20 protein-coding genes are annotated in these 15,502 nt (G+C 64.8%); 11 read left to right on the forward strand and 9 right to left on the reverse strand.

Annotation, left to right across the window (positions count from 1 at the left end; genetic code table 11):
• Positions 1–11 precede the first annotated feature (11 nt).
• From BOO71_RS10285 to nrdR, 5 genes are all read left to right on the forward strand, one after another.
• Entirely contained in the window at positions 12–683 is a 672-nt protein-coding gene (locus tag BOO71_RS10285) for an ABC transporter ATP-binding protein (RefSeq protein WP_075831995.1), read from the forward strand.
• Positions 684–917: 234 nt separating this feature from the next.
• The gene (locus tag BOO71_RS10290) at positions 918–1,628 is read left to right on the forward strand and encodes a heme exporter protein CcmB (protein ID WP_075831997.1); all 711 of its coding nucleotides are present in this window, start codon (positions 918–920) and stop codon (positions 1,626–1,628) included.
• A 77-nt stretch (positions 1,629–1,705) separates the two neighbouring features.
• Positions 1,706–1,912: a hypothetical protein gene (locus BOO71_RS10295; RefSeq protein WP_075831999.1), complete on the forward strand. Its 207-nt coding sequence runs from the start codon at positions 1,706–1,708 to the stop codon at positions 1,910–1,912.
• Positions 1,913–1,943: 31 nt separating this feature from the next.
• A complete protein-coding gene (locus tag BOO71_RS10300) occupies positions 1,944–2,681 on the forward strand; it encodes an SDR family NAD(P)-dependent oxidoreductase (RefSeq protein WP_075832195.1) in 738 nt (245 codons plus the stop codon).
• A gap of 10 nt (positions 2,682–2,691) precedes the next feature.
• A complete protein-coding gene (gene nrdR, locus BOO71_RS10305) occupies positions 2,692–3,141 on the forward strand; it encodes a transcriptional regulator NrdR (RefSeq protein WP_075832001.1) in 450 nt (149 codons plus the stop codon).
• A 147-nt stretch (positions 3,142–3,288) separates the two neighbouring features.
• Here nrdR and BOO71_RS28320 read toward each other — a convergent pair whose 3' ends face one another.
• The 5 genes from BOO71_RS28320 to BOO71_RS10320 form a co-directional block, all read right to left on the reverse strand.
• Positions 3,289–3,465, reverse strand: coding sequence for a hypothetical protein (locus BOO71_RS28320; RefSeq protein WP_217694880.1), 177 nt, complete (start codon positions 3,463–3,465; stop codon positions 3,289–3,291).
• Positions 3,450–3,647, reverse strand: a complete 198-nt coding sequence (locus BOO71_RS28325; RefSeq protein ID WP_217694884.1) for a hypothetical protein — start codon at positions 3,645–3,647, stop codon at positions 3,450–3,452. The genes BOO71_RS28320 and BOO71_RS28325 overlap by 16 nt, the downstream gene beginning before the upstream one ends.
• Positions 3,619–4,245 carry a 1-acyl-sn-glycerol-3-phosphate acyltransferase gene (locus BOO71_RS10310; RefSeq protein ID WP_075832003.1) on the reverse strand — a complete coding sequence of 209 codons (627 nt, stop codon included), beginning with the start codon at positions 4,243–4,245 and terminating at the stop codon, positions 3,619–3,621. The genes BOO71_RS28325 and BOO71_RS10310 overlap by 29 nt, the downstream gene beginning before the upstream one ends.
• A 45-nt stretch (positions 4,246–4,290) precedes the next feature.
• Positions 4,291–5,238 carry a leucine-rich repeat domain-containing protein gene (locus BOO71_RS10315; protein ID WP_083653326.1) on the reverse strand — a complete coding sequence of 316 codons (948 nt, stop codon included), beginning with the start codon at positions 5,236–5,238 and terminating at the stop codon, positions 4,291–4,293.
• Positions 5,239–5,415: 177 nt separating this feature from the next.
• Entirely contained in the window at positions 5,416–5,883 is a 468-nt protein-coding gene (locus BOO71_RS10320; RefSeq protein WP_075832005.1) for an EVE domain-containing protein, read from the reverse strand.
• Between the two features lie 157 nt (positions 5,884–6,040).
• On the opposite strand from BOO71_RS10320, the gene BOO71_RS10325 reads away from it, so the two are divergent.
• The gene (locus BOO71_RS10325; RefSeq protein ID WP_075832007.1) at positions 6,041–6,925 is read left to right on the forward strand and encodes an N-acetylglucosamine kinase; all 885 of its coding nucleotides are present in this window, start codon (positions 6,041–6,043) and stop codon (positions 6,923–6,925) included.
• A 247-nt stretch (positions 6,926–7,172) separates the two neighbouring features.
• Here the strand turns inward: BOO71_RS10325 and der are convergent, their stop codons facing one another.
• Complete coding sequence (der, locus tag BOO71_RS10330; protein ID WP_075832009.1) at positions 7,173–8,498, reverse strand: ribosome biogenesis GTPase Der; 1,326 nt, start codon at positions 8,496–8,498, stop codon at positions 7,173–7,175.
• 272 nt (positions 8,499–8,770) lie between these two features.
• On the opposite strand from der, the gene BOO71_RS10335 reads away from it, so the two are divergent.
• Positions 8,771–11,071, forward strand: a complete 2,301-nt coding sequence (locus BOO71_RS10335) for a putative bifunctional diguanylate cyclase/phosphodiesterase (protein ID WP_075832011.1) — start codon at positions 8,771–8,773, stop codon at positions 11,069–11,071.
• Positions 11,072–11,099: 28 nt separating this feature from the next.
• Here BOO71_RS10335 and BOO71_RS10340 read toward each other — a convergent pair whose 3' ends face one another.
• Together BOO71_RS10340 and BOO71_RS10345 are read right to left on the reverse strand one after the other, a co-directional pair.
• Entirely contained in the window at positions 11,100–11,594 is a 495-nt protein-coding gene (locus BOO71_RS10340) for a dihydrofolate reductase (protein WP_075832013.1), read from the reverse strand.
• A complete protein-coding gene (locus BOO71_RS10345) occupies positions 11,591–12,385 on the reverse strand; it encodes a thymidylate synthase (RefSeq protein ID WP_075832015.1) in 795 nt (264 codons plus the stop codon). Before BOO71_RS10345 ends, BOO71_RS10340 begins: the two co-directional genes overlap by 4 nt.
• An 83-nt stretch (positions 12,386–12,468) precedes the next feature.
• On the opposite strand from BOO71_RS10345, the gene BOO71_RS10350 reads away from it, so the two are divergent.
• Positions 12,469–13,005, forward strand: coding sequence for a hypothetical protein (locus BOO71_RS10350; protein ID WP_075832017.1), 537 nt, complete (start codon positions 12,469–12,471; stop codon positions 13,003–13,005).
• A 59-nt stretch (positions 13,006–13,064) separates the two neighbouring features.
• Here BOO71_RS10350 and BOO71_RS10355 read toward each other — a convergent pair whose 3' ends face one another.
• On the reverse strand, positions 13,065–13,526 hold the full coding sequence (locus BOO71_RS10355; RefSeq protein ID WP_075832020.1) for a SufE family protein: 462 nt from the start codon (positions 13,524–13,526) through the stop codon (positions 13,065–13,067).
• A 130-nt stretch (positions 13,527–13,656) separates the two neighbouring features.
• Here BOO71_RS10355 and BOO71_RS10360 point away from each other — a divergent pair, with 130 nt between their 5' ends.
• The 3 genes from BOO71_RS10360 to BOO71_RS10370 all read left to right on the forward strand — a co-directional run bounded on the left by BOO71_RS10360 (position 13,657) and on the right by BOO71_RS10370 (position 15,412).
• Positions 13,657–14,517 (forward strand): sulfurtransferase, encoded by an 861-nt coding sequence (locus tag BOO71_RS10360; protein ID WP_075832022.1) that lies wholly within the window; start codon positions 13,657–13,659, stop codon positions 14,515–14,517.
• A 103-nt stretch (positions 14,518–14,620) separates the two neighbouring features.
• Entirely contained in the window at positions 14,621–15,040 is a 420-nt protein-coding gene (locus tag BOO71_RS10365) for a hypothetical protein (RefSeq protein ID WP_075832024.1), read from the forward strand.
• A gap of 111 nt (positions 15,041–15,151) precedes the next feature.
• Positions 15,152–15,412 carry a hypothetical protein gene (locus BOO71_RS10370; RefSeq protein ID WP_075832026.1) on the forward strand — a complete coding sequence of 87 codons (261 nt, stop codon included), beginning with the start codon at positions 15,152–15,154 and terminating at the stop codon, positions 15,410–15,412.
• Positions 15,413–15,502 lie beyond the last annotated feature (90 nt).

The raw sequence follows: 15,502 nt of genomic DNA on the forward strand, positions 1-15,502 counted from the left end.
GGGTGTGGGCTGTGGGAAAAGACCAACCCCCACACCCCACACCCCACGCCCCACAACCCGCGTTGCAACTGCGTGATCTGTGGCTGAGGCTGGGCCGCGAGGTGATCCTGCGCGGCGTGAATCTGGATGTGCTGCCGGGCGAGGGAATTACATTACTGGGCGAGAACGGGGCAGGCAAGACCACGCTGCTGCGCTTGCTGGCCTCTGGGCTGCGGCCCACGCGTGGCGAGGGTAGGGTCATGGGCTTTGACCTGCGCGACTCGCGGGCGGTGCGCGATTACATTCACCTGATGCCCGTGGACGCGGGGTTATACCCGGACCTGAGCTGCACCGAGAATCTGGAATTTGCCCTCAAGATGCACGCCCAGACCGGCGATGTAGCGGCGGCATTGCGGCGCGTGACGCTGGAGGCCGCCGCTAGTCGCCGCGTGCGTTTCCTCTCTGCCGGGATGCGGAAGCGGCTGGCTCTGGCCCGCGCGCATCTGCTAGCCCGCCCGGTCACGCTGATAGACGAACCCTTCGCCAATCTGGACACCGCAGGCCGCCAGCTCGTGCTGGAGCTGCTGGCCGAACTCCGTACTGGGGGCGTCACGTTGCTGATCGCCGCCCACGAACCGGAGCTGGCCCGACAGGTGGCCCCGCGTGCGCTGCGGCTGGCCGCTGGGATCTTGCATGAGGAGTAGAGGTCAAAGGGTCAAAGGGTCTGAGGGTCCAAGAGCGTGTTTTAAAAGCCTTTCAGGATTTCTGCGAGTCCCAGGAACACGCGCTTTTAGCTCCTCTCCACCTGCGGGGGAGGCTGGGACTGGTACAGCTCCGCAGGAGAGGGGGGAAACGCAAACGCCTTTCCAACGATGCCTGAACAAAAAGGTTCCTATCTTCCAAAACCTCCACGCTTCCCACTCCCCCCAGGCCCACCCATGAACAACATCTTCCACCTCGCCGCCAAAGATTTACGCGTCGCCGGACGCACGCGCGACACGCTGCTCGCCACTGCTTTCTTTGCCGGGCTGGTGCTGCTGGTGCTGGGGCTGGCGCTGGGCGGCAATGTGGGCCGCACACTGTCCCAGACGGCGGGGGTGGCGTCCGGCGCAGTGTGGACCGCTCTGGCCCTGGCCGCCGCCGTGGGCGCGCAGCGGGCCTTCGCGCAGGAGCAGGAGGCGGGGGCGCTGGAGCAGCTCACGCTGTATCCGGGGCCGCACGGGGCGCTGTATCTGGGCAAGCTGCTGGGCGTGCTGGGGCCGCTGCTGCTGGTGGCGGCGTTCACGCTTCCGGCGGGGCTGTTGCTGTTCGGCGCGGCGGGCGCGGACTGTGCGCCGGGCCGCGAATGCGCGCCGACGCCGTGGCTTCTGCTGGCCCTCGTCACGGTGCTGGGCGTAACGGGGTTCGCGGCGGGCACCACCTTCTACGGCTCCATCACCGTCAGCCTGCGCGCCCGTGAGGCACTGCTGCCCGCGCTTGCCTTTCCGATTCTGGTCCCGGTGGTGATCGCCACCGTGCGCGCCACTTCGGGTCTGATAGAGGGGCTTCCCTTTGCCGAGTTGTGGCCCTGGTTCGCCTTCCTGACCGCGTTTGATATCGGGACGATCATTCTGGCGACGCTGCTGTTTCCCTACGCGGTGGAGGGCTAATCCTTCTCTTGCGAAGACACAAGAAGCATATCCCATCCACCATTTGACACCCGCATCTCTTCTGCTATCATCAGAATATGAAGCGTCAATTACGTAATGAAGCCGATCCATATCCGGCCAGCGGACGCGGATACGTGCATGTCTGCCCGGACTGTGGCCTCCCCATGACCCTGTATGATCTGCGTGACGGCGATCAGGCGTACTGGTGCCACGCGTGCGGCAAGGGCCACCGCGCGGGCGATCCGCCCATAGACGCGCTCAGGCCGCTGCCCCAGGCGGGATAACAGCACGGGCCGGGGCGCTATGCTGGGCCGCATGACGGACCCAACCTCTTCCCAGGACCGCGCCGGGGCACTTTACCGTGAGGTGCTGGCCGGACAGGTGATCGCCGTGACTGGGGCCGACATGGGCTACGGCAAGACGGTCAGTACCGCCCTGGCGAAAACCGGAGCCAGCGTCGTGCTGATCGGCAACAACAGCGAATCGCTCTCGGCGCAGGCCAGCGCACTGGAGCGTTCCGGCGGCCACGCCATTCCCATCAAGGCTGATGTGAGTGTGCCGCTGGACTGGCTGAGCGCCCAGACCCGCATTCTGGAAATTTTCGGTGCGCTGCACGGCATCGTGCATCTGGCCGACAAGCGCACCAACGTCGGTTTCACCATGCTCAGCGAGAACGAGTGGATGGAACTGTTCAACAGCAACGTGAAAAGCAGCGTCGCCATCGCGCAGATCCTGGGCCGCCGCCTGCCCGACACCTGGCTGACCATCATCGGCCCGCACGGCGACGAGCCGGGCTTGCAGGCCCACCCCCAGCGCGGCGCGATTCGCGGATTGGTGGAGGCGGGCGCGCGTGAGGACTTGCGCCTGAACATGCTGATTCCCTCGCGCGCCAGCAGCGGCGACGAGACGCTGGACCGCCCGCTGGCCGACGCCGTGCTGGCGCTGGCTGCCCCCCGCATGGGCCACCTGCGCGGCAACGTGATGGACGTGCCGCTGCCCGCTGCGCCCAAGGTCCGTCTGCCTGAACTCATGAGCGCCGTCAACGCGCTGTGAGCCGCCGCCTGTGAAATGCCCCTACTGCTCCGATCCCGATTCCAAGGTGGTCAACTCGCGCCCCAGCGACGACGGGGCCAGCATCCGCCGCCGCCGCGAGTGCCTGAACTGTGCCCGGCGGTTTACCACCTACGAACGCGCCCAGCTTGAGCCGCTGATGGTGGTCAAGCGCAGCGGCCCGCGCGAGGCGTTCAACCCCGACAAACTGCTGCGCGGCCTCAGTCTGGCCACCGAGAAACGCCCGGTGGAGCCGGAGGCCCTGCGCGCCTTCGCCTACGGTTTTGAAGACGAGGTGGGGGCCGCCGAGATCGCCAGTGAGGAGATCGGCAAGCGGGCCATGACCTTTCTGCGCCCGCTGGACGACGTGGCCTACATCCGCTTTGCCAGCGTCTACCGCGACTTTGACAGCCTGGAACGCTTTATTGAGGAAATCCGGGGGCTGAAAGACCGGGAGGAGTGATCTTTTCCGGCAGGCAATATCGCTAGATAATAAAAAGCCCGCCCTCTCGGACGGTGATGGCAATACTATAGCGCCTAATACAGCGGGTGTCAAATTTATACATCGTCCTAAAATTCATGTGCTGGGACGGTATAAATCGAACTACTTTCAGGAATCCGTTTGCATGTTCGCGCGGTAGAATGCATTCAATCCGAGATTCTGGGTGTTGCCGAGGCCCAGGGACTCGTAAAAGGCCCGTTGCTCTGGCCTGTCATCGGCCAGCAGCGCCGTTTGCATGACGTGGGCGTAATGGTCCAGCACGGCCCCCATCAGCGGGCCGCCCACATGAAACTGGAGTGCCGGAGGGCGCGGGCCAGCGCCTGTGGATCACGGGTGTAGGCGGTCCAGTCCACCGAGGCATAAAGGCTCAGCAGTTCGTCCAGCTCAGGGATTTCGCCAGCAATCAGGTGGAACGTCATTCTGGGCGGTAGCGCCAGCTCAGGCCGGGGCGGGTTGTTCCGCGTCATCGGGGCGGGGAATGATAGGCGTCTCGTTCGCCGGGATGCGGCCCCGTACGTCTTTCAGGAGGGCGGCAATTTCGGCGAAGTCGGCCTTGATGTTCCCTGTCGGCTGCACGTAACCGATGATGCCGATGCGTTTGTGCTGCCAGTCCAGCGCGGTCACGGCGATGGGCACGCCCGCCCTCTGGGCCATGTAATAAAAGCCGGTCTTCCAGTATTCCGCCCGGTTGCGGCTGCCTTCCGGCGCGACGAGCAGCACGATTTCTTCCTCGCGCTCGATCACCGAGACCACAGCGTCCACGAAGTTGCCCCCCGCGCGGCGGCGGTCCAGGGCAATGCCGCCCACGCCACGCATGAAGATGCCCATCGGGAAATTGAACAGCTCGCGTTTGCCGACCCAGTGCAGCGGAATGCGGGTGGCCCACTTCCAGAACAGCCCCGGCCAGAAGTCCAGATTGCTGGTGTGCGGCGCGGCAGCCGTGACGAACTTGACCCCGCCCATCGGCGGCGGCTCCAGCAGCGGCGTCCAGCCCGTCAGCCGCAACGCGAGGAGGGACACACGCGAACCCAGCGTATGCGGGCGGCCCAGCCAGGTGACAGACACGGCCCGAGTATACGGGCGGCATTCTGCCAGAACTCTTGCGCGGCTTCAGAGGTGGATCAGACAGCCGCGTGCGCGGAGCCGATCAAAGGCCGCCGGCAGGCGTTCCAGCCGGTTCCAGCGCAGCTCCAGCTTCTCCAGCCTGGGAAGGTCCGCCAGTCCTTCTGGCAGCGTGGTCAGGCCATTGGCCCGCAGGTCCAGAAAGCGTAATTCGGTCAGTTCGGCCAGCGAATCCGGCAGCGCGGTCAGTTCGTTGAACCGCAGATTCAACCGGGTCAGCGCCCCCAGCCGTCCGATGCTGTCCGGTAGAGCTGTCAATGCGTTGTTCTGGAGGTCCAGTTCGCGCAGGCGGACGCACCCTGCCAGTTCGTCGGGCAGGACACTCAGGCGGTTGTTCATCAGGTGCAACTCGCGCAGCTCGTGCAAATTGCCGATGCTGGTGGGCAGGACCGTCAGGGCATTGTTGTAGGCGCGTACTTCTTGCAGGCCGCCCAGTTCGCCCAGCCAGTGGGGAAGTGCCGCGAATTGGTTGTCGGTGACGTTCAGGTAGCTCAGGTTCTCCAGACGACGCACCGACTCCGGCAGTGCGCTCAGCCGGTTGTTGCTGAGGTACAGGAAGCGCAATTCTCGCAGGTGGCCCACTGTGTCTGGCAGTTCGGAGAGCGCGTTGTGGCCCAGGTCCAGCATCTCCAGCCGGATCAAGTTACCCAGCGCATCGGGCAAGGCCGTCAACCTGTTGGCCGACAGGTTCAACACCCGCAGGTCACAGAGGGTCCACAGCCACCCCGGCAGGTCGTCCAGCGCGTTGTCGTAGGCGCTCAGCCGCTGAAGGTCAGACTTGCCGCCGATCACGGCTGGTAGTTCGCTCAGGCCGCAGCCGTCCAGATTCACGGCATCGGGAACCGAGTTGGGCTGGGTTTGCAGATGCTCCAGCAGAAGCCGCCCCCGCAAGCCGCCGGGATGTTGGTGGGCCGTTGACGGCGTGTGGCTGGTCACGCTTCCAGAATAAGCCGCCTGCTCAGTCCTGCCGACTCCTGACCTTCACGGGCTGCGGCTGAGGCTCCGGCTCCTTCTGGATCGAGGCGAGGAGTAAAGAGAAAACGATAGCCAGTCCGGCGAACACGAGTTCCATGCTTCAGTGTGATCCGTGGCGTCTGACAGTTGGATCACGGGTCAGTTGATGAGTGCCAGTCCTGCCGCTGCCAGCGCCGCCCCGAACTGCTCTGGCGTCACGGGCAACACGCTCAGGCGCGAGCCTTTGCGGGTCAGCGGTGAATCGGCCCACTCGGGCAGGGCGCGGATGGCCTCCAGCGTCAGCACGGCGGGAAAGGCGCGCACCGCCTCCACCTCCACCATGCTCCAGCGCGGCTGGGATGGGTCAGATTTGGGATCGAAATAGGCGCTGGCCGGGTCGAATTGCAGATCGTCAGTGTGTGCCGCCCGCGTTATCCGCGCCACGCCCGCGACGCCCGGCGTCTTGCTGCGCGAGTGGTAGAAGAGGCAGAGGTCGCCCTCCGCCATCTGCCGCAGAAAATTGCGCGCCTGATAGTTGCGGACACCGTTCCAGGGTTCGCGGCCCACGCGTTCCAGATCGGGATAGCCAAAGACGTCGGGTTCGGATTTGAGGAGCCAGTGGGGCATGAGATCAGGGTAGAGCGGAGAGGGGCGGCAGAGGTTGTGCAATCCAGATTTGAGCCTGGACAGGACGCCATGAAACAATGTCCTCAATGAACCTTCCACTCCTGCTCTGCGGTCTGAACGTGTCCCATGCCTTCGCAGCAGTGGTTCCAGAGAGACTGTGATCCTCGGCATCGACATGGGCGCGAGCAGCAGCAAGTGGGCACTGTTTTCTGATGGGGTCTCTGGTGGGGAAGTGGCCGCCAGCGGCGTTTACGCTTCCCTTTCCGGCCACCTTTACACGCCTGAAGCGCGGCAGCATATGGCGGCTGGACTGGCCGGGATTCGCGCCGCCGTTCCTGCACAGCCTTCAGCGGTGGTGGTGGGCGTCACCGGATTGTCGACCGACTTCGCGCCGCTGATCATGGAAATGCTGTCCAGCACGTTTTATCTGCCCCAGCACGCGCTGCACGTCACCGACGATCTGCATCTGGCCTACGCCGCGCATTTTCCGGCGGGGGGCGGCACCCTGGTCTATGCCGGAACCGGGAGCATGGCCTACCACCGCACCGTTTCAAATGACGGTACAGCGGCGGACGAGGTGATCCGCGCGGGCGGTCACGGCTTCTTGATCGACGACGCGGGCGGGGCCTTCTGGCAGGGGCGGCAGGGCCTGAAAGCGGTGTTGCGCGGGGTGGATGAGGGGCGAGGCGAGAGCCTGCTGGCCTCCAGACTCTTCGGGGTCATCGGTTCCCAGAACTGGCCGGACATCCGCGCCTACGTGTACGGCGAGGGCCGCGCCGCGCTGGCCCGGCTGGCACCTGCCGTGTACGCCGCCGCCGTGGACGGCGATCCACACGCCCAGGACATCCAGCGCCGCGCCGGGGAGGAACTGGCCCGGCTGGGTGGGGCGGTGATGGAGCGCACAGGAAATTCACAACTGGGGCTGTGCGGCGGCAGCTTCAACCCGCTGGTGAAGGCGGCTTTCTACGCGCAATTTATGGACCGTGACGTGAGCTTCACACCCACCGTCTCGCCGCTGCTGGGGGCTTTGGCTCTGGCCTGAGTTCGGACAGTTTTTGAGATTGTCGTCTACAGTCGCACTGCAAATCCCGTGCCAGACAATAAAAAAAGCTCCCTTGCGGGGACTGGTACAGATTGGAACGTGTGGCTTGGGAGGGTGTGGATGATAGTGCGGTTTTTTCCAACTCCATCGGAAAAGTGTTGGAACTGCTGTCCGACACGCTCACGCGGAGACTGAATTCAGTGATGTCAGGCAAGCACGGTCACGGTCCAGAAACGGCAGAGTCGAACTAAGCCTCGGCTTCCTCACTCTTCTCGCCACGCTTGTACGGTCCCTTTTCCTTCCACTTCAGGCGCACCGGGATTCCGGCCAGCGCCAGATCCTCGCGGATGCGGTTTTGCAGGAAGCCCTCGTAGGCGCGGGTCACGAAAGTGGCGCGGTTGCAGAAGATAGCGAAGGTGGGCGGCGCGGTTTCCACCTGGGTCATGAAGTACATCCGCAGCTTCTTGCCGTGGAAGTTCGGCACGGCCTGACGCATCTGCCAGACTTCCAGCCAGCGGTTCAGCTCGCTGGTGGGCACGCGGCTCTGCCACTTGTCGTGCAGCTTCATGGCCTCGGCCAGCATTTCGTGGATGCCGTAGTCGTTGATGGCGCTGGTGTACACGCGCGGCGCGTAGGAAATATGGTGCAGCTTCTGGTTCAGGTCGCGCTCGGTGCTTTTCAGGTCCGCGTCGGGGATCAGGTCCCACTTGTTGACCACCACGATCACGGGCTTGCCGCTGTCGTAGGCGAGGTTGGCCAGCTTCAGCTCGTGGTCGCCCAGTTCGTCGGCGTTGACCACCAGCCAGATCAGGTCGCTGCGGGCAATGGCCGCCTGGCTGCGCTGGATGGCGTAGTCCTCGATGGCGGTGGGGGGCTTCTTGCGAATACCCGCCGTGTCCACCAGCACGAAGCGCTGCCCGCCGTAATCCCACTCCACGTCCAGGCTGTCGCGGGTGGTGCCGGGCTGATCGGCCACGATGGCACGGTCACTCTGCACAATCGCGTTCAGCAGGCTGGATTTGCCCACGTTGGGCCGCCCGATCAGCGAAATTCGGATGGGCGCGATTTCCGGCACGTCCTCATCGTCGTCGGGCATGTGGGTCATCACGCGGTCCATCAGTTCGTCCAGGCCGCGTGCGTGTTCGGCACTGATCGGCACCGGATCGCCGAAGCCCAGGCCCCACAGCTCGGCCAGGTAAACCTCGTGTTTCTGGCTGTCGATCTTGTTGGCCACCACGATCACTGGAATGCCCAGGCGGCGCAGCCAGTCGGAGACCTCGTAGTCGGCGGCGCTCAGGCCCTCGCGGGGGTCCAGCACGAAGATCACGGCCTGCGCGCCCTCGATGGCCCACTCGGCCTTCTGGCGGATGGCGGCTTCCCACTCGTCGCCGCTCCACAACCCGCCCGTGTCCACCAGGGTAATCCGGTGGTTCTGGTACAGCATCATGCCTTCCTTGGCGTCACGGGTCACGCCGGGAAAGTCGGCCACGACGGCCTCGCGCCGCCCGATCAGGCGGTTGAACAGACTTGATTTGCCGACGTTGGGTCGGCCCACAATGGCAACTTTATGCATTTTTAAACGCTCCTTCGGTTTCGGTCAGCCCCGGCGTCAGGGGCTTTCCCGCCGATCTTCCCCCCGTGGTTCTCGCCGACGTGGCGAAGCGCAGGGGAAGTACAAGAGGAACAGCCTAGTGGTCCTGAGAGGGCAGAACAAGGGCGGTAGGCACTATTGTCCTGCCCTCTCCCGCACCACCTGACAGGGTATTGAAGTTCAGGGCTAGGAGACGATCTGAAGTCTTGAAGTTTTTCTCGTTTCTGGGTTTGTATTCGGTCTAATGTAAGGCCATGCTCAATCTGTGGTTCCGGCCAGTGCTAATCGGGGTGGTGTATCTGCTGGCGTGGTACGGGCTGGATGTGGCCTCGCAGCAGTTCGCCACCTCGCCGGAGGTGACGGTGTGGTATCCGGCGGTGGGGCTGGACGTGGTGCTGCTGCTGGTCTTCGGCCTGCGCTTCTGGCCGCTGCTGATCCTGAGCCGACTGGTGCATACCTTTTTCGTGGTGGACACCCTGCCCTTCTGGCCCCTGCTGGGCTACATCGTGATGACGGTGGCCGCTACCGTGGCGGCGGCCTACATGCTGCTGCGCTCGCTGCACATCGATCCGCGTCTGCCGCGCCTGCGCGACGTGGCGCTGTTCGTGACGGTGGCGATGCTGGGCGCGCCGATGGTGATGTCGGCCTTGCAGGTCTTTAACCTGACGGTGGCCGGGCTGCTTCCCGCTTCAAAGGGGTTGACCCTGACCCTGCAACTGTGGGCGGGCAGCGCCACTGGCGTCGGGCTGCTGGCCCCGCCGCTGCTGCTGTGGCTGGGGCGCTGGCCGGGGCTGTGGTCGTCCGCCCCCGCACAGGCCCCCGCGTTCCCACCGGAAACCCGGCCCAAATCAGAGGTCTGGCCCTGGGCGCGCGACGCCGCTGTAGCCGCCGTGCTGGTGGTGGCGGCGGTCTGGGCCGGGTACGGCGGGCCGCGCGGCACCACCCTGAATTACAGCTACGCCCTGTTCATCCCGGTGCTGTGGATTGCCACCCGGCACGGTTTTGCCCCCGCCGCCGTGTGTGTGCTGGCCCTGAACGTGGGCGTTGCCCTGCTGACCGGGGGCCAGATCGCGGAAACGAGCGGACTGGCCCTGCAATTCGGGCTGGTCACGGTGACGGTCTCGGGGCTGCTGCTGGGAGCAGTGATCCGCGAGCGGCAACACCTGAGTGCGCGGCTGGCTTACCTGGCGCTGCACGATCCGCTGACCGGGCTGGGCAACCGCCGCCTGTTTGGCGAGCGTGTGGCGCGGGCGCTGGAGGCGTCCCCGGCCCCCAACAGTCTGGCCGTGCTGCTGATGGATTTCGACAACTTCAAGGCCATCAACGACAGCCTGGGCCACAGCGCCGGGGATCAGGTGCTGATCCTGACCGGGCAGCGCCTTCAGGCGGGCGTGCGTCCGGGTGACACGGTGGCCCGGCTGGGCGGCGACGAATTCGCTGTGCTGCTGTGTGATCTGCCCGGCTCCCAGCATGCTTCCGAGGCGGCGGACCGCCTGCTGCGCGCGCTGGAACCGACGATTTCCGTGCAGGGTCTGGAATTACAGGTGCGCGCCAGCCTGGGCATCGCGCTGTATGACGATCTGGGCGGCGATCTGGAAGGCGGCACACCGCTGGACGGCGGAACCCTGCTGCGAAACGCGGACGTGGCCCTGTACCATGCCAAGGCCCACAGCCGGGGCCGCGCCCAGGTCTTCGACGCCGCCATGCACCGCGAGGTTCTGGACCGCCTGGAACTGGAAACCGAGTTGCGGGCGGCCATCGGCAGCGGCGCGCTGGAGGTTCACTATCAGCCCGTCGTGGACCTCGACAGCGGCCACCTGCGGGGGTTTGAGGCCCTGGTCCGCTGGCCTCACCCCACGCGCGGCCTGCTGTCTCCCGAAGCCTTCATTCCGCTGGCCGAGGACACTGGCCTGATCGTGCCGCTGGACCGCTGGACGCTGCGGACGGCGGCCCATGAGGCGGCCACCTGGCCCGCTCTGCCTGGACGCACGGCCCCGGCGCTGGGCGTCAACCTGACGGCAGCCCAGATGCACCTGCCCGGTCTGGTGGCCGAGGTCCGGGGCGTGCTGGGCAGCAGCGGGCTGGCCCCCGAACGCCTGACGCTGGAGCTGACCGAGAACGTCCTGATGAATGACCGTAACACCACCCTGGACACCATGCGGACGCTACGCGAACTGGGCGTGGGGCTGGCCCTGGACGATTTCGGCACCGGGTACTCGTCACTGAGCTACCTGCGCCAGTTTCCGATCAGTGACCTGAAGGTGGATCGCAGCTTTATCGCCGACCTGGACGGCGGCCACACCGGTACGGCGCTGGTGCGCGCGGTGTCCGAACTGGGGCAGGCGCTGGGGCTGACCAGCGTGGCCGAGGGCATCGAGACGCCTGAGCAGTTCGCGCAGGTTCGGGCGCTGGGCTTCACGCTGGCGCAGGGTTTTTACATCTCGCCCCCGCTGGAGGCCGCCGCCGCCCGCGCACTGGCGCAACAGGCCGGGCCACTGGTGGTCATGGAGCCGCCGCCAACAGTGGAAACAAAAGCTGACACGGATTCCGTATGACTTGTTCGCCACAATTGGAGCCGTAACGTCAGGGGAGAGGTGCCCGTTCCAGCGTCAGAAAGCTGAGGTCATATGGATTGCGCTCGTCTGCCGCCCGCTCACGCCGCGCCGTCTCCGTCCACTGGCCCGGCAGTTCGGGGAAGAAGGTGTCGCCCCCGATTTCCGCGTGAACCAGGGTGAGTTCCACCCGTTCCACCTGCGGCAGATACAGACTGTAAATTTCCTCGCCGCCGATGATCATGATTTCTGGCCCATCGGCGGCTTTCAGCGCTTCCTCCGACGAGTGGACGACGACGCAGCCGGGGGCCTGAAACTCTGGATTGCGGGTCAGGACGATGTTCTGTCTGTCGGGCAGCGGCCTGCCAATCGAGTCGTAGACCTTGCGGCCCATCACCACCGGTTTGCCCACGGTCAGCCGCTTGAAGTGGGCCAGATCGGCGGGCAGACGCCACGGCAAGTCGCCGTCTCTGCCGATCACGCGGTTCTCGGCCATTGCCACCACGAACGTTAAATGAGGGATCAAACCGCTACCGTCGCCTTGATGTGAGGATGCGGTTCATAACCCGTGAGCTTAAAGTCCGCGTACTTGAAGGCCAGCAGGTCTTTCACGTCCGGGTTCAGGTGCATGGTGGGCAGCGGCCTGGGATCACGCGCCAGTTGCTCACGCGCCTGCTCCAGATGGTTGCTGTACAGGTGACAGTCGCCGCCCGTCCAGATGAAGTCTCCTGGCTGCAAATCACAGACCTGCGCCACCATCATGGTCAGCAGGGCGTAGGAGGCGATATTGAACGGCACGCCGAGAAACACATCCGCGCTGCGCTGGTAGAGCTGGCAGCTCAGGCGTCCATCAGCCACGTAGAACTGAAAGAGGGCGTGACAGGGAGGCAGCGCCATGTTCTCAATCTCGCCCACATTCCACGCGCTGACGATCAGGCGGCGGGAATCGGGATTGGTCTTGATCTGATCGACTACCTGTTTAATCTGATCAATGTGCCGCCCGTCCGGCGTGGGCCAGTTGCGCCACTGCACGCCGTACACCGGGCCGAGTTCGCCCTGCTCATCCGCCCACTCGTCCCAGATTTTCACGCCGTTGTCCTGCAAATACCCCACGTTGCTGCTCCCTGATAGAAACCACAGCAACTCGTGAATCACGGACTTCAGATGAATCTTCTTGGTGGTCACCAGCGGAAAACCGTCCGCCAGATCGAAGCGCATCTGCGCGCCAAAGATGCTGCGGGTGCCAGTGCCGGTGCGGTCTGTTTTCACCGCGCCGTGGTCCAGAATCTGCCGCATCAGGTCGAGGTAGGGCTGCATGGCGACAGTGTAGAGGAGGCCGCCCCCGTTGCCACTTCCTTTATCCTCGGCGGCCAGAACGGTATTTGTTCTTACTCTGTGGTATGGCACTCTTCCGAAATATCGTGATCGGCCTGATCGGTGGGGCCGTGGGCACGCTGGCGATGGGGCAGTACTGGACGCGGGTGGCCCCGCTGCTTCAGGGCGACGGGGACGGTGATCAGAAACCGACGCCGGACCGCCACAGCATCGCGCCGCTGGGGCAGTTGCACGCGCCCGGCGAGAGCAGCACCGCCGCGCTGGGACGGTTGGCCTACGAGGCTGCCGAGGGCCACACCCCCAGGAAAGACGGCACCCGCACCGCTCTGAGCGAAGGGGTTCACTGGGGCATGGGTGTGTTGAACGGCGGGCTGTATGGCGCGCTGGCTGGCCCCGATCAGCCGTTCAAGGCTGCCATCTTCGGCGTTGGCCTGTGGGCGCTGATGGACGAGGGACTGGTGCCGCTGATGGGGCTTCAGGACGGCCCCGGTGGGTCCACGCCGAAGGGCCACATCAACCGTTTGGGCGCGCATCTGGCCTACGGTCTGGGACTGGGATTGACCGCGCTGGCGCTGGACAGGGTGCTGCCGGACGGGAAATAGATAAAACCCCTCTCCACTAGCAGGAGAGGGGCCGATCTTTAAGGACAGAAGCCGAGGCTCTAGCTTTCCGCCTTCTCACCCTCGCGCACCACGTTCTTCAGGCGCATCAGGATCGCGCCCATGCCGCGCAGGCGCATCGGCGTGATCAGTTCGGACAGACCCATGTTCATGTAGAAGTCGTCGGGGATGTTCAGGATGGTTTCGGGCGAGGCCCCGTCCAGCGCTTCATGCAGGATGCCCGCGTAGCCGCGCACGGTGGGGGCTTCCTCCGGCACCTTGAAATACATGTTGACGCCGCCGCTCCCGTCCTGCTCGGTCACCAGGAAAAACGGGCTGGTGCATTCGGGCACCGGCTGCATGAATTCCGGGTGTTCCACGTACTTGGCAGGCAGCGGCGGCAGCTTGCGGCTGTATTCCAGCAGGGCTTGCAGGCGCAGCGACTTGGGCGCGCTCTTGAACATGCTCACGATGCCCTGGAGCTTGTCGGGGAGGACGGGGGTGGAGGAGAGGTCAGAGGTCATGCGTCACTGTACCGCCCCGCCCCGGCCCGCTATGGTGAGGTTTGTCCAGTTGACATGATCGGTCAACTAGTGGTGAAGGCTAGACTTGGGCCAGAAGACCTGAGCAGCAAGAACTCTGGAGGTTCAATTTATGGAATACGTGAAAGATGTACTGGTAAATACCGACTGGGTCGCCCAGAACCTGAACACCCCCGGCGTCCGCCTGATTGAAGTGGACGAGGACATCCTGCTGTACGACACCGGCCACATTCCCGGCGCGGTCAAGGTGGACTGGCAGACCGACTTCTGGCATCCGGTGGAACGTGACTTTATCGGCCCCGATGAGGTGGCCGCACTGCTGGGCCGTCTGGGTATCAAACCCGATGACCAGATCATCCTGTACGGCGACAAGAGCAACTGGTGGGCCTCCTACGCATACTGGTTCCTGTCTTACAGCGGCGTGCAGAACCTCAAGCTGATGAACGGCGGACGCCAGAAATGGATGGCCGAGGAGCGCGAGGTCAGCACCGAGTACCCCAGCCATGAAGCCACCACCTACCCCGAACTGACCCGCGACGAGAGCCTGCGGGCCTACCGCGACGAGGTCCGCGCGCATCTGGAAAGCGTGCAGGCGGGCAAGGGCGCGCTGGTGGATGTCCGCAGCCCCGACGAGTTCTCGGGCAAGGTCACGCATATGGCGAACTACCCGCAGGAAGGCGTGCTGCGCGGCGGCCACATTCCCGGCGCACGCAGCATTCCGTGGGCCAGGGCCACCAACGAGGACGGCACCTTCAAGAGTGCCGACGAGTTGACCGAGCTGTACGCGGGCGAGGGCGTGACCCCCGACAAGGATGTGATCGCGTACTGCCGCATCGCCGAGCGCAGCAGCCACAGTTGGTTCGTGCTGCGCGAGTTGCTGGGCTACCCCAAAGTGCGTAACTACGACGGAAGCTGGACCGAGTGGGGCAACGCAGTGGGCATGCCCATTGAAAAGACCTACAGCGAGGCGTAACCGTCCGGGCGGGTGGCCCGCCGGGGGCAGGGGTGTGCAATTCCCGTCATTCATGCCACCAGCGGGCAGAACGCCGTGAGATGGCGGGCCGTAACCTGCGGCCATGATATTCGTGGTGGTTGTGGCAGTGTTGCTGCTGGTGGCGTTCTGGTGGCGGGGCAAGGGTCTACGTGGGCTGCGTCCGCCCGGCACTGCGCATCTGGACGAGGAAACCGCCGAGCGGCCCGAGCTGGACCCCGCAGCCATCGCCGCCGCCCGCGCCCGCATTTCCCAGGACATTCCCGACGAGGTGCTGTCCGACGTGCTGCTGGACGCCAGCCCCGCGCAGGCCGCCCGGATGTTCTCCGCCGTGCCCGCCGCCGTGATGGCCGACGCGCTGGGGTACGGCCACGACACGCAGCAGCCGCGTGCCAGCGCCGCCGAACTGGCCCAGCTTCAGGGAGCAGGCAACGCCGTGGACGATCTGGAAATCTTCAATTTCATCCCCGACGATTTTCCAGGAGAAGGAACGCACGGGCGCTGATCTCAGCAACACCGTTTTCAACCACATCTGAAACAGACTGGAGGCCGCTGAACGTGGCGCTCCAGTTTCTCTTTTGGGTGCTTGAACTGCTGACCGCTAGACTCGGGGGGAATGAATGCTCCTGCGGTCCGGCGCACCCTCGTCCACCTGCGGGATGAGGCGGGCGAAACGCTGCTCACACTGGATGTGCTCATGAACGGCTGGGTGCGGCTGCACAGCCTGAGCGGACGGCTCTCCCTGACCGCTGAGACCATCGAGGAACTGTGGCTGGAAGCTGCCGCCTCCGATCTGTCCCCCGAACTCTATGCCGCGCTGCTGTGGGAGCTGGATCTGCTGGCCCTGCGCGGCGACGGCGGGTGGCGGCCCGGCTGATTCCTGCATGGCCTCCCCACTTTGGAGCTAGGCTAAGCCCCGCATCGACAATTCAAGCCTGCCGCCCCTGCGCGGCGAGTGCCGTTGCCT

It is taken from the genome of Deinococcus marmoris (assembly GCF_001949125.1).
GTDB classification, from domain to species: domain Bacteria; phylum Deinococcota; class Deinococci; order Deinococcales; family Deinococcaceae; genus Deinococcus; species Deinococcus marmoris_A.

Excerpts from the sequence above, each read along its gene's own strand:
- BOO71_RS10290 (WP_075831997.1), top strand. The coding sequence starts at position 918 with ATGAACAACATCTTCCACCTCGCCGCCAAAGATTTACGCGTCGCCGGA.
- BOO71_RS10295 (WP_075831999.1), top strand. The coding sequence starts at position 1,706 with ATGAAGCGTCAATTACGTAATGAAGCCGATCCATATCCGGCCAGCGGA.
- BOO71_RS10300 (WP_075832195.1), top strand. The coding sequence starts at position 1,944 with ATGACGGACCCAACCTCTTCCCAGGACCGCGCCGGGGCACTTTACCGT.
- BOO71_RS28325 (WP_217694884.1), bottom strand. The coding sequence starts at position 3,647 with ATGACGCGGAACAACCCGCCCCGGCCTGAGCTGGCGCTACCGCCCAGA.
- BOO71_RS10320 (WP_075832005.1), bottom strand. The coding sequence starts at position 5,883 with ATGCCCCACTGGCTCCTCAAATCCGAACCCGACGTCTTTGGCTATCCC.
- der (WP_075832009.1), bottom strand. The coding sequence starts at position 8,498 with ATGCATAAAGTTGCCATTGTGGGCCGACCCAACGTCGGCAAATCAAGT.
- BOO71_RS10335 (WP_075832011.1), top strand. The coding sequence starts at position 8,771 with ATGCTCAATCTGTGGTTCCGGCCAGTGCTAATCGGGGTGGTGTATCTG.
- BOO71_RS10345 (WP_075832015.1), bottom strand. The coding sequence starts at position 12,385 with ATGCAGCCCTACCTCGACCTGATGCGGCAGATTCTGGACCACGGCGCG.
- BOO71_RS10350 (WP_075832017.1), top strand. The coding sequence starts at position 12,469 with ATGGCACTCTTCCGAAATATCGTGATCGGCCTGATCGGTGGGGCCGTG.
- BOO71_RS10355 (WP_075832020.1), bottom strand. The coding sequence starts at position 13,526 with ATGACCTCTGACCTCTCCTCCACCCCCGTCCTCCCCGACAAGCTCCAG.
- BOO71_RS10360 (WP_075832022.1), top strand. The coding sequence starts at position 13,657 with ATGGAATACGTGAAAGATGTACTGGTAAATACCGACTGGGTCGCCCAG.
- BOO71_RS10365 (WP_075832024.1), top strand. The coding sequence starts at position 14,621 with ATGATATTCGTGGTGGTTGTGGCAGTGTTGCTGCTGGTGGCGTTCTGG.
- BOO71_RS10370 (WP_075832026.1), top strand. The coding sequence starts at position 15,152 with ATGAATGCTCCTGCGGTCCGGCGCACCCTCGTCCACCTGCGGGATGAG.